General features: G+C 65.0%; 11 protein-coding genes. 4 read left to right on the forward strand and 7 right to left on the reverse strand.

Annotated features, from left to right (window positions below; genetic code table 11):
* Positions 1 to 9: 9 nt before the first annotated feature.
* From Amac_RS52820 to Amac_RS52835, 4 genes are all read right to left on the reverse strand, one after another.
* Entirely contained in the window at positions 10 to 849 is an 840-nt protein-coding gene (locus Amac_RS52820) for a transposase family protein (protein WP_155354104.1), read from the reverse strand.
* A 344-nt stretch (positions 850 to 1,193) separates the two neighbouring features.
* Positions 1,194 to 1,823, reverse strand: coding sequence for an ABC transporter ATP-binding protein (locus tag Amac_RS52825; RefSeq protein WP_155361987.1), 630 nt, complete (start codon positions 1,821 to 1,823; stop codon positions 1,194 to 1,196).
* Between the two features lie 162 nt (positions 1,824 to 1,985).
* Positions 1,986 to 4,082: a bacteriocin-associated integral membrane family protein gene (locus tag Amac_RS52830; RefSeq protein WP_155361980.1), complete on the reverse strand. Its 2,097-nt coding sequence runs from the start codon at positions 4,080 to 4,082 to the stop codon at positions 1,986 to 1,988.
* 128 nt (positions 4,083 to 4,210) lie between these two features.
* Positions 4,211 to 4,621 carry a lactococcin 972 family bacteriocin gene (locus tag Amac_RS52835; RefSeq protein WP_246269260.1) on the reverse strand — a complete coding sequence of 137 codons (411 nt, stop codon included), beginning with the start codon at positions 4,619 to 4,621 and terminating at the stop codon, positions 4,211 to 4,213.
* Positions 4,622 to 5,329: 708 nt separating this feature from the next.
* Here Amac_RS52835 and istA point away from each other — a divergent pair.
* The 3 genes from istA (at position 5,330) to Amac_RS52850 (ending at position 7,832) form a co-directional block, all read left to right on the forward strand.
* Entirely contained in the window at positions 5,330 to 6,739 is a 1,410-nt protein-coding gene (gene istA, locus Amac_RS52840) for an IS21 family transposase (protein ID WP_218041807.1), read from the forward strand.
* Positions 6,736 to 7,050, forward strand: coding sequence for a hypothetical protein (locus tag Amac_RS52845; protein ID WP_155361982.1), 315 nt, complete (start codon positions 6,736 to 6,738; stop codon positions 7,048 to 7,050). Before istA ends, Amac_RS52845 begins: the two co-directional genes overlap by 4 nt.
* Positions 7,051 to 7,217: 167 nt before the next feature.
* A complete protein-coding gene (locus Amac_RS52850) occupies positions 7,218 to 7,832 on the forward strand; it encodes an ATP-binding protein (RefSeq protein ID WP_155361983.1) in 615 nt (204 codons plus the stop codon).
* On the opposite strand, the gene Amac_RS52855 is transcribed toward Amac_RS52850, so the two are convergent.
* From Amac_RS52855 to Amac_RS52865, 3 genes are read right to left on the reverse strand one after another with little or no spacing between them, the layout of a single operon-like run.
* Positions 7,833 to 8,822 (reverse strand): tyrosine-type recombinase/integrase, encoded by a 990-nt coding sequence (locus tag Amac_RS52855; protein WP_155361984.1) that lies wholly within the window; start codon positions 8,820 to 8,822, stop codon positions 7,833 to 7,835.
* Complete coding sequence (locus Amac_RS52860; protein WP_155361985.1) at positions 8,819 to 9,754, reverse strand: tyrosine-type recombinase/integrase; 936 nt, start codon at positions 9,752 to 9,754, stop codon at positions 8,819 to 8,821. The genes Amac_RS52855 and Amac_RS52860 overlap by 4 nt, the downstream gene beginning before the upstream one ends.
* Positions 9,751 to 10,950, reverse strand: a complete 1,200-nt coding sequence (locus Amac_RS52865; protein ID WP_155361986.1) for a site-specific integrase — start codon at positions 10,948 to 10,950, stop codon at positions 9,751 to 9,753. Before Amac_RS52865 ends, Amac_RS52860 begins: the two co-directional genes overlap by 4 nt.
* Positions 10,951 to 11,168: 218 nt before the next feature.
* Between Amac_RS52865 and Amac_RS58350 the strand changes: the two genes are divergently transcribed.
* A complete protein-coding gene (locus tag Amac_RS58350; protein ID WP_344447847.1) occupies positions 11,169 to 11,423 on the forward strand; it encodes an ATP-binding protein in 255 nt (84 codons plus the stop codon).
* The last annotated feature ends 574 nt before the right edge of the window (positions 11,424 to 11,997 follow it).

Below are 11,997 nucleotides of genomic sequence, written 5' to 3' on the forward strand. Positions count from 1 at the left end.
GAGGTGATCTCACCGAATTCCCGTGAGATAACCGTGTTCGAAGTGGGTGAGGGCGAGTGCGGCTTTGGCGATGTCGCCGATTCTGCTGGGGCTGGCGGTGATGTGCTGGAGGGTGCGCCAACGCTGGGTGAGCAGGGCGAAGCCGCGTTCGCCGAGGCAGCGCAGGTTGCGTAGGAGCCGGTTGTAGGTGCGGTTGTCCGGGGACAGGTCACGGCCGTCCTCGGGTTGCGGGATAGGGGTGTGAACGCCGTGGCCCGCGCCTTCGTAGGCGCCGTCGGCGAGTGTGGGGATGCCGTCGCGGGTGGCGAGGCGATAGAGGGCGCCGAGAACGTCCCGGCGGGCTGCGGTCAGGTCGTGAACCGACCCCGGTGCGACGTGGGAGATCCACAGGGGAAATCCGTCGGGGGCGAACAGCGCCTGGACGTTACCGCCGTGGGCGTGGGCTTTCCCGGAGTACCACAGGTCGATGTCTTTTCCCTTGATGCTGATCGTCTGCTCGGCGCATCGGTCGGAGGGGATGAGTTTCCCGTCCAGGATGAGGTGGGGCAGGTGGTCGGCCCGGGCGCGGTCCAGGGCTTGGTGCAGGCCGGGGGCTTGGTCGGCGAGTACGTCGACGGCCTCCTGGAGGTAGCGGTAGGCGGTGGCGCGGGAGATGCCGTGGTCGCGGCCGAGGGCGGTGATGTCACCGCCGTTGCGGAACCATCTCAACGCGAATACGGCCTGGTGGAAGCAGGTCAGGGCTCTGCTGCCCTTGGGGGTGTGCCGGCGGTGGCGCTCGGCCCGCAGCAGCCGGGCAAGGTGGCGGGCGAGTTCACGTGGGACGTCGAGCGTGGCACGATAGGGGATCACGTGGGGCCTTCCGGCAGGGACTTCTGTTCTACCGAGGGCCCCACACTCATTCCCACGCCCGGCCATTCGTCCGCGTGTCTACCTTGCCGATGTCGTCTGTGCCACTGAAATACTGCCTGTCCGGATCGATTTCTCCGAGATCACCTCATTGTTGATGTTTCGTTGCCAACTTGCCAGTGATCACGCAGCTTGCGCCGATCACGCTGCCACCACGATCCGCATGCGTCGATCAATCTGCCCGCCTGGTGTTTGACCGGCAGGCGATGCGTACAAGTGATCATCAACTACGAGTTTTACTTATATAAATTCCTAGGGCGTGGTCAGGTATAGCTGATTAGCTGACCCTAAGTGCCCACACTCAGAAGATCGTCGCATGCCGCAACGACGTCCTTATTATGTGTGGCTACCACCACGGCGCACCCTGCCTGCGCCATTTCGCGTAGCGCAGAAACGACCACGCGCCCGTTCTCTTCATCCAATGCCCCCGTCGGTTCATCGGCCAACACCAATGACGGTTGTTTTACTATCAACCGCGCCAACGCTACTCGCTGCTGTTCGCCGCCGCTTAACCGGAACACCATTTCTTTTCCCCTGCCACCTAGACCGACGCGCTCAAGCGCCTCATTGTAATCAGGCCGCCGCCACCACGGTCGGATGGCAGCCAGAGCTACATCCAGATTCTGGGCGATTGTCGCATTTTCGATCAGTGCATAGTTCTGGAACAGGTAGCCCAATATGTCGCGACGGAACCGTCGCGCCTGATGCCGTCCGAAACGTGTGATGTCCTGTCCGTTGACCAAAATCTCCCCATCGTCCACGCTCTCCAGCACCCCCAAGCAGTTCAGCAGCGTTGACTTGCCCGAGCCGGAAGGTCCTGTTAGAGCCAGCATCTGTCCCCGGCTCAAGTCAAATGACAGCTCTTTCCACAGGGCGCGCACGCCAAAAGACTTGGTCAGCCCCCGCGCCTCCACCAACACAGATCCTTTGGCGCGAGCGGTCTCGCCGAGCTGACTAGGCATCGCGGTAAGGCCTCGGCTTGTGCTTGTTTTGTCGGACATGTAACCGCTCTCCTAAACTTCTGGATGCTCGACCTATCTACAGCATGGTCGAATGAGTCTCCACCAGCTATACAGCTTTCATGCGGAGCTTGCCCCCTCGCGGGCGATCTGTCGATGGAAACGGTGCAGAACCAGTAGCATTACCCCCGCTGTTAGTGCCGCCAATGCTATTCCCGAGGCAATATCACCAATGGTCAGTTCGGTTCGCGGGTAGGGCAATGGTATTCCTCTGACAGTGAGTGCGTCGAGATACATATTCTCCTGACCGACTCGGAAAGGAACCCACCCCGCAAGCGTGGCGGCAAGTGCACTTTCTGCGGCCAGTAGCACGCGGTGGGTAGCGGTAAATCGCCAACCGCTGATGTGCCGCACGAAGATGAGTTGTGAGTTCTTTCGGACATAGATCATACAGATGCCGACCGCGGTGACGACCAGGGCGCAGACCGCGAACCAGAATGCGATGAGATTCAAGGAGAGGTACCCAGCTAGAGCGCGCTTCTCCTGCGCAAAAACCTCGCGGATCGGCTGAATTCCGGCTACGTAGGTGTGTAGCCCATGCTTGTCTATGCCTGCGCGAACGTCATCTGGATTGCGGAAGATCAGTTGGCCTTGGGTGGCATATGCCATGTAATTCTCGACGGGCATGGCTATAGAGCCGTTGGGCAGCACAACGAGCACAGGATCATCGATCATCGAATTGTCCTGGTCGTTGATGCCCCTCAAGCCTGGCGCGGATCCATACCCAAAGACGGACTGTCCCTTCCTCGCGAGCGTGGCGTGCCAGGTCAACCCGGCTGCGCGTGCCTGCTCCGGATGGCCCACCGTCACCTGCTTCACCGCGTCATCCGCGATGGCTCGCGCACGTCCTGCCAATGACTCCGGGATAATCACACGGATCGTTCCCGGATCAGAGCCAGACACCCCTTGGTACCGTCCACCCCTTGGATCGACCACAGCTTGGTGGTCAAGGAAAGTGTCGTTGACAAACATGACCTCATGGTCAGGGCTTCCGTTGCCGTCTTGGTCCTGCATGCCGGCCCGTGCTGCCAATAGCACCTGGCCGTCTCGGTCCGCCTCACGTAGCCATCCCCCGACCCGGGCAGCCATGTCAGCGCTTGCCGCCTCTCCGGAGATTCCCTTCAGATAGATGTAGGTCGCTGTGCCAGCTCGCTGGTATAGGCGCTCATGGTCATATCGGTCGGAGATATCCTCGCCAGCCGTCACCACTGTCGCCAGCAAGCTCAATGAGATCAGTAGCACCGGAACGCGGATTAGGTAGGCGCCCAGCGCAGCCGTTTTCGTTGGCAGCTCACCCTTCAGAGCTGCGGGCAATCTTCGGCCCAGGGCCAACGTCAGCGCCAACGCGTGAGCTGCCACCGCCACCGCTGTGCATCCGGCTGCCAGGATCCCCGCTACCACCGCGTAGAGCGAAATCCAAGCCCAGCCGTTGTACCAGGCTAGGAACGCTAGAACCATAACAGCCTCAATGACGGCAGCACCTGCCCAGAACCCAGCCAGCCCCCGCAGGTCCCCGCCGAGGATTCGCAGATAGGAGCGGCCGTGTAGACGTTGTACCGCATAGCCACGTGCGCCGAGCAACACGCCCACACCGATGAACGCAACAGCCGCGAGTATCGCAGCCAGCACGATCTCGGGGATCGGAGTAGAACGGAGATCATTGATCAGTTCGCGTGGCGAGAGCGGACGGCTCATCGAACCTCGCAGGCCCAGCTCGCCGAGTTCGGCTAGGAGCCGCTCTCCGGCGGCTGCCGACCCGAACACGTAGTAGTAGCCTCGGGCGTCGAGGGACGCGGCTTCACTAATGGGATGTACCGAGGTTGTCATCTGCCCGGAGAAGGCAGGGTAGCCCTGTGTCAGCCAGGCTGCCTCGGCGGAATGGGGGCTGGGCGTCGCGAGATAGAGGTGCTGTGCGCTGAACGGCTCCCTGAAATCTAGAACCAGTCGAGCTACAGCGACTCGTTCACGCGAGGCGAACTCCTCAACTCGCTGCACCACCTGCATGGGTGCAACCTCGTGGTCCTCCTCTGGCACGAAAACACTTGCGTTAGCGCCCAGCACGATTTCACCGTCGCGATCCCACAAGACAACGAAGCTGACAGATGCGGCAATAGCGAGCAGAAAGGCGTAGGCGAGCTTGACAGCACCATGCAGCATTGAGGCACCCAGGGGATATTAGAAACGAAATAGACACTGAGACAGGATTGGGCCGACTGCCGGAGAGTTCTCCGGCACCCGGCCTTCAAACGTGCAAACTGCCTGTCAGTTGCGCGCGAGAGCGATCATCACGTGCAGGTCGTCCGATAGTACGACTCGTTACCGAAGCCCTTCGCCGGAGCGGAGGCATAGGAGGTAGCGCCCGCTGCGGTGTTGGCGGACCTTGAGGTGAACGTGCCGATGGCGGTGGATCCGTGGCACTTCGTGCCATGGTAGTAGTTGGAGATCACGTAGCTGGAACCGTTGATCCCGTAAGTCCATACGCCACCGTCGACGTTCACGGTGTAGATCGCGGCGAACGCTGGTGTGGCAACTCCCAGCAGGAGCGCCGTCGCCAGAGCTGCAGTTTTGGTTAATCTCTTTATCGTATCTACCCTTATGCGAGTTCCCGGCACACCGCAAGGCGCTCCCATTGTGGGAGCCTCTCCGGAGTCGCGACCATCCGGCGAGCCCTTCCTCCTCCGGGCTACGTAGATCATGCACACACCCACATAAATATGGCTAGATCAATTTCCGTGACACACCATGACTCTAAGTCATCTTCTGAGTTCGGACATAGGCTTTTGGACGCTGGCGGCCACGGGCAGACAGCCCGGAAAATGGTCTCCGGGCGCTCGTATAGCGTAATCCGAGGTTCATTCTCCAGGGCAACGATGAGGATGACGAGGATATCGCGGCACGGCGAGGGCACATCGCAGCGAGAAACGGTTTCCATGTTTGTCACGAGAAGCGCGGAAATCAATGGGTCGAATGACGGATCCACCTAGCCGAATCCACCGTCCGGGGGATGTGAATTCGGCCGTGCCCTCCGCCGAATGGGCGCCTTGCACCGTCGACAAGGACGGGATGGCGCGAACGCGGAACCAGGTACCTAGTACGGCAGCCGGTGCGCCCAGAGATCACGGAGGTGATTGTCCAGCGATCATGACCTGATCGGAAGCTCGTCGTCGCCTGCCGGTGTGAGTCCGGTCCGGGTAATCGCCAGGGAGCCCGGTAGCAGGCTGGCGGCCCGGTCTGGTGTCCGCGTACGACCTCACATGTCGGTGACGGTACGACCTCACGTGTAGGTGGGTTCCGGCGAGTTGACCTGCTACTCGCCACGAAGTTGATCATCCTTCGGATTGTCGGCGGCCAAGCAGACAACCCGAAAGACGACCATCTTCATGATCCTGGATCCGGAGTCCTGGATGAACCTACGACGTTTCCGCGCCCTTCACCAAGCGGGCGCCACCTATAAGCAGATCGCCGAGGCGTGTGGTGTGGACTGGCGCACCGTCAAGAAGTACCTGTCGCAGCCCGCCGAGGCCGTTGCGCCGGTCGCGCCGTCGCGTAAGGGCACCCAGCCGCAGGTGATCACCCCCTATGCCGGGGTGATCGACGCGATACTACGTGCGGACCTGACGATGAAAGCCGCTGTCATCTACGAACGGCTGGTCGCCGAGCACGACTACGGCCACTCCTACCAGCGGGTCAAGCTGTATGTGGCCGAGGCCCGGCCACGGCTGGCCGCTGAGGCGGGCACCGACGTCCAGGCCGAGCGGATGGCCGGGCTGCACCGCCGGTTCGAAGTCACCGCGGGTGCCCAAGCCCAGGTGGACTGGGGTGAGGAAGGCGACCTGCTCGCCCATGCCGGGATCGGCAAGGTCTACTCCTTCCATATGGTCCTGTCCTACTCGCGTGACCCGTTCTGCGTGTTCACCACCTCAACCGATCTGGTGACGTTCTGGGACTGCCATCGACGAGCGTTCGCCCACTTCGGCGGTGTCCCGGGCACGATCGTCTACGACCGGACCAAGACCGTGATCAAACGGCACGTCGGGCCCGGGCAGGCTGTCCCCTTGCATCCCGAAGCAGCCGCGTTCGCCGCACACTACGACTTCGACATCGACCCGCTGGCCGCCTACCGGCCCACCGGCAAGGGCCGGGTGGAGCGGCAGGTCGAGATCGTGCGCGATCACGTGCTGGCGGGGCGCGTCTTCGCCAGCCTCGACGACCTGAACGCCGCGTTCACCACGTGGCTTTCGATCCGCCGCGCCCAGGTGCATCGCACCCACGGCCAGGTGATCGGTGAACGCGCCGCGATCGACCACGCGGCCCTGTCGCCGCTGCCCGAGCTGCCGTATGTGGTCGCCGACCATCATCTGCGCCGGGTGGGCAAGGACTGCCTGGTCAGCTTCGAGGCGTCGGTGTATTCCGTGCCCGCCAAGCGGGTGCGCGCCGGTCAGCGGGTGCAGGTCCGCGCGTGCGCCGACACGATCGCCGTCCACGCCTTGCAGATCGACGGGGGCGGCCTGCTGGCGGTGCATGCCCGAGCGCCGCGGCGCGGGTCGTGGATGGTCGACCCGGGCCACTGGGACGGGCTGCCGGACGGGCACACGCGCGCCACCGTCATAGAGCCCGCCGGCGGTGACCGCCTTGGCTGGGAACCGGTCCCCGCCTGTGACATCGGCGGGCAAGGCGGTCCCGGTGAGCCGAACCCCCTGGCCGCGCTACTGGCGGGCAACCCTGCCGCGGCCACGCCGGTGGCCCGCCGCCCGCTCGCGGATTACGACCGGGCCGCGTTCCTGGCCGAATGGGACCGGGAGGCAGAGCGATGAACACGGGCACGAGCACGGGCACGGGCACGGGCACGGCCGGCACCACGCCATCGGGCGGCGTGCTGGCGCGTCCCGGTGACGGGGCCCGCCTTTCTGCCGCTGACCTGGCCTGCTGCCTGCCGATCCATCAAGGCGAGTTGGAGGACCTGGCCCGCCTGCTGGCGCTGGTGGAGGACTGGCTGCTGCACGCCGACGAGCAGGTCTGGGCCGACCTGGCCCGGTTCTTGCACGAGCGGCCACCCGCCGACCTCATCGACGAACTGGGGACCCAGTCGGTCAAGCTGCACCAGCTGGCGCGAGCCACCGGCTGACCCTGCCGCGCTCTGGCGGCGCCCGCAGCTCCCGGGGGCCGACCCAAGCGCCCGGGCCGTGCGCCCGCGTATCCGCGCATCCGAAAATTTCCACCGGCTTGGCCGCCGCCCCTCCATCACCAGCACCGAAACCCGACGACACCAGCGACACCGGTTAGGAGAACACCGTGAGCGAGCTCATCGCCACCCGCATCCGCGACACCGCCACCAAACTCGGCCTGCTCCACCTCGCCGACACCGTCCCCGACCTCGTCAAACGCGCCGAGGAGGCGACCATGGGCTACCTGGACTTCCTCGACTTGGCCCTCGGCGAGGAAGCCGGGGTCAAAGACGGCCGCCGTTTCCGCAACGCACTGAAGCTGTCGGGGCTGCCGCATCACAAGACCCTCGACGATTTCGACTTCACCTTCCAGCCCGACCTGGACGTCCGTAAGATCCGCGACCTGGCCACCCTCGGCTTCGTCGAGGTCCGTGCCAACATCGCGCTGCTCGGCCCGCCCGGCGTCGGCAAGAGCCACCTGGCCGTCGCGCTCGCGGTCGCCGCCTGCCAGGCCGGGTTCAGCGTCTACTTCACCAGCCTGGACGACCTGGTCGGCAAGCTCCGCCTGGCCGCCGCCCAGGGCAAACTCGGCTGGCAGATCCGCTCCTACCTGCGTCCCGCCCTGTTGATCATCGATCTATGCCGACACGGCGACTATGCCGAGGATCCCGTCAGGGTGATCTTGCCCATGGGGGCGGAGCTGGGCATTCTCCCCGCGTTGGCCGCTCCGGCCTCGGCATAGTCACAGGCTCTCCAAGAACGCCAGAACCTGGTCTGTTGGCTGGTAGCGGCCCAGGGCCGCGGTCGTGGGGGTGGTGAGGGCGAGAGCTTTCTCCTTGATGCTGATGTCGGCGTGGAGGTAGACCTCGGTGGAGCGGACGCCGGCGTGGCCGAGCCAGAGCGCGATGACCGCGGTGTCGACGCCCGCGCGGAGCAGGGCCATGGCGCAGGTGTGCCGTAAGACGTGCGGGTGGAGTCGCTTGCCGAGTAACGAGGGACACCGCTGCGCGGCGGTCGCGGCGTGCGTGCTGACGCGCAGTGCGACGGCGTCGCGGCTGAGTCGTCGCCCGGAGCGGGTGGAGAACAACGCCTCGCCGGGCGATCCGGCCCGTTCGGTGAGCCAGTCGCGGAGGAGTTCTTGGACGGGGCCGGTGAGCGGGACAGCCCGCTGTTTTCGTCCTTTGCCCTCGCAGCGGACGTTCGCGCCGGTGCCGAGAGCGACGTCACCGCAGTTGAGGCCGGTGAGTTCGGAAACACGTAGACCGGTCTGGATCGCCAGGAGCATGAGGACCCGGTCACGCCGTCCCTCCCAGCGGGATTGGTCGGGTGCGGCGAGGAGAGCGTTGATCTCCGGTGTGGTCAGGAACGTGACGATGCGCTTGTCGAAGCGTTTGGGCGGGATGGCCAGGACGCGTTGGATGAGCAGTGCGTGTTCGGGATGTTGCAGCGCTGCGTAGGAAAACAGCGAGCGGATCGCGGTCAGCCGGACGTTGCGGGTTCTGACGCTGTTGTTCCGATCGTCTTCCAGGTGATTCAGGAACGCCGAGACCACGGTGGCGTTCAGGTCGTCCCAGTCGAGCTGGGAGGGCGTCTTGCCGGTCCGCTCATGGGCGAATCCGAGGAGCAGCCGAAGGGCGTCGCGGTAGGCGGCGATGGTGCGGGGGCTGGCGTGCCGCTGCTTGACGAGCCGGTCGGTGAAGAAGGCCTGGAGCGTCGTGGCGATCAAGGTCATGGCCGGATCTCCTGCCAGACGGTTTCCTGGCGTGCGGCGGCCAGGGCGAGAAGTTCGGGAACGGCCGACAGATACCAGTAGGTGCTGGCCGGTTCGCGGTGGCCGAGATAGGTCGACAGCGCGGGGAGCTTGGCAGGGACGTCCACGCCCGCGCGATACCAGCTGAGCAGGGTGCGGACCGCGAAAGTGTGCCGCAGGTCGTGCATCCGGGGCGGCGATGGTGCCTCGGCCCCGACGCCGGTGCCGGTGATGAGCTGCCGGAAGGTCGGGCAGACGACCGCGTAGATCAGACGCTTGCGGGTGCGGGAGATGAAGAAGCTCGGGTCACGGGGATGCGGCTGAAGGTTGTCACGGAGTTCGGCGTAACGGGCCAGGGCCTGCACGACGCTGGAATCCACAGGGACGAGGCGGGATTTCCCGAACTTCGACTCGCGGATCAGCAGCACGCCTTCGTGCCAGTCGACGTCGCTCCGGTCGAGCTTGATGGCCTCACCGATCCGCAGGCCGCTGCTGGCCAGCAGCCCGATCAGCGTCTCGTAGGTCGCCGACCGCAGCGGCGCAGTGAGGTGGTGACGGGCATAGGCCATCACCTGCTGAATGTTGGCCGGGGAGTAGATGAACGGCTGCCGCCAGTGCGGACGGTGCGGCATCAGCCCGAGCGGCGGCACCTCGGTGGCGGGATCGAGGCCGGTCAGATAGCGGGCAAAGCCGCGGACCGCGGTCATCCGCCGAGGCCCGATGGTCGTGGTCCGGCCTTCGGTTTCGGCTGCTTGCGCCCACTCCAGCGCTGCGCGGACCGTCACCGTCTGCATTCCCCGCTCGTCCAGGAAGGCGACGAACCCCGGCAGCATCCAGGCTGATTCGGCCAGGTCATGGCCGAGAGAGCGACGTAGCCGCAGGTAGTCGGCGAGAGTCTGCTCCAGTGCGCTCATCGCTCGGCTCCCGGCCAGGGCTGGGCGACCAGTCGCAGCGTCGCGAAGTCGACCTTGGCGTAGAGGGCGGTGGTGGCCAGGTCCTGGTGGCGCAGGATCTGGCTGATCATGACCAGGTCAGCGCCATGGCGCAGGAGTTGCCTGGCCAGCGTATGCCGGAGCCGGTGGGGTCCCACTCTGGCCAGTCCGACGCGGAGGCAGGCACGCTCGACGACGTCGCCGACCAGGTCAGCGCGGACCGGTCGTCGCGGAGCACGGCAGGTCAAGAACACGTGCCGGTCGTGTTCCCGCCCGCGTTCGCCGGACAGGTAGGCGACCAGCGCGTCACCTACCGGGGATGGCAACGGCAGCCGATCCAGGCGCCCGGCCTTGCCGCGGACGATGAGTTCCCCGGCTCGCCAGTCGACATCGCCTAACTCCAGGCGCGCCACCTCGATGGAGCGAAGACCCAGGCGTGCGACCAACATGATGATCGCGAAGTCACGGACGCCCACGTCCGTGCCGCGGTCACAGCCGTCCAGCAGGCGTTGAACCTCCTGGGAGGCCATGGCCGGTGGTGGTAGCGCGGCGAACCTCCAGCCGCCGACCGGAGGGACCGCCGCTCCCAGCGGGGACGTCGTGATGCCCTGCAGGTAGAGGAATCGCAGGAGCGAGCGTAGTTCCGCCACTCGCCCCTTGGCCGACCCCCAGGAGACCCGGCCGCATTCGCGGAGCAGGAAGGCGTTGATGTCGGCACCGGTTAACGCCGCCGGGGCGAAGACCTCCGCGGCCATCGCCTGCTCGTGCAGGAAGCGGCGCGCAGTGTTCTCGTATCGAAGGACCGTGGTCGGGGCCAGGCCCCGCTCCTCGATCATCCAGCAGCGGAACTGATCGAGCAGGACATCCAACGGCGTGAGGTGCGGGCACTGCGGGACGACACCCGTCTCGCGCAGATAGGTCAACAGCGGCATCATCCCGCGTAACCCGGGGACCCTGCGCTGACCGGCCGCACGTCGAGCGGCGAGAAACGCCTCGATCTGTTCTTCGTTGAGGTGCGCGGGCTCCAAACCCTCGCTCAGCAGCCAGCGGCCGACATGGCCAAGATCCTTGAGCATGTTCCGGGCCGTCGGGAATGTGTATCCCCGCTCCGTGAGCCAGGCCCGGTATCCCTCGACGTGCGGGCCCAGCAGGCCGGGCTTTCTTCTCGTACCAGCCATCGGGGTTCGCCTCCCTCGGAGGAACACGGTGTTCCCACGACTGAGGCTGCGCTCAACTCGCAACTATGCCGAGGCCGGAGCGGCCAACGCGGGGAGAATGCCCAGCTCCGCTCCCATGGGCAAGATCACCCTGACGGGATCCTCGGCATAGTCGCCGTGTCGGCATAGGTCGATCTATGCGGATATCCGCATAGATCGATGAGGTCGGCTATCTGCCCCTGGATCGAGCCGACGCCAACCTCGTCTTCCAGCTCGTATCCCGCCGCTACGAGAAGGGCTCGATCATCATCACCAGCAACAAGGCCTTCAGCGAGTGGGGACAGGTCTTCACCGACGAGGTCCTGGCCACCGCGATCCTCGACCGGTTCCTGCACCACTGCGACGTGATCTCCATCAATGGCCCGAGCTGGCGGCTCAAAGACCGACTCGCCGCATCCGATCCATCACCTACATCACCATCTGTGACAGAATGATCACGCTGGAGCCGACCTACACGTGAGGTCGTACGCGCAACGACACGTGAGGTCGTACGCCGACATCTGGAAACAGGCCGGGTCGAAGCCCAGCGTCGAAAGCCCCGTTGGGGGAAGCAACTGAGCGGTCCGTAGCGGAAGCGAAGCCTGCCGCGTCGTTAGACACCGAGAGAGAGCCGAGCCGGGCGACTCACGGCGAAGGCCATGGAAGCGGTGAAGATCCTGGAGTGCTGCCGTCAGGGACTCTCCGGCGTAAGAGGGCGCGGAACGTTCAGAGGGTGGCGGCGGGAACTGGGGAGGCCCTCCCCGGCCGGAGCGTGCTGCGGATAGGCGTGGACGACGCCGTCTTATAACCGGTGTGGAGCCGGGAAGTGGGCGGCGGCCGGGAGGGAGTCGGAGGCGGTCGTAGTACCGATCGAGCCGTAGGACAACACAACCTGCGGTGAGGGAAGGGCCGCTGCTTCGTTCACGTGCGAGATTGTGAGGACCAGGACTGGTGAGTGCCGTAACGGCTAGGTCCACTCTGGCGGCTGTCTGTGGGGACAGAGTCCGTGCCTTGCAGCATGCGCTTTAC

It is taken from the genome of Acrocarpospora macrocephala (assembly GCF_009687865.1).
GTDB lineage: Bacteria > Actinomycetota > Actinomycetes > Streptosporangiales > Streptosporangiaceae > Acrocarpospora > Acrocarpospora macrocephala.

Excerpts from the sequence above, each read along its gene's own strand:
- Amac_RS52835 (WP_246269260.1), bottom strand. The coding sequence starts at position 4,621 with ATGATCTACGTAGCCCGGAGGAGGAAGGGCTCGCCGGATGGTCGCGAC.
- Amac_RS52865 (WP_155361986.1), bottom strand. The coding sequence starts at position 10,950 with ATGGCTGGTACGAGAAGAAAGCCCGGCCTGCTGGGCCCGCACGTCGAG.
- istA (WP_218041807.1), top strand. The coding sequence starts at position 5,330 with ATGAACCTACGACGTTTCCGCGCCCTTCACCAAGCGGGCGCCACCTAT.
- Amac_RS52830 (WP_155361980.1), bottom strand. The coding sequence starts at position 4,082 with ATGCTGCATGGTGCTGTCAAGCTCGCCTACGCCTTTCTGCTCGCTATT.
- Amac_RS52845 (WP_155361982.1), top strand. The coding sequence starts at position 6,736 with ATGAACACGGGCACGAGCACGGGCACGGGCACGGGCACGGCCGGCACC.
- Amac_RS52860 (WP_155361985.1), bottom strand. The coding sequence starts at position 9,754 with ATGAGCGCACTGGAGCAGACTCTCGCCGACTACCTGCGGCTACGTCGC.
- Amac_RS52855 (WP_155361984.1), bottom strand. The coding sequence starts at position 8,822 with ATGACCTTGATCGCCACGACGCTCCAGGCCTTCTTCACCGACCGGCTC.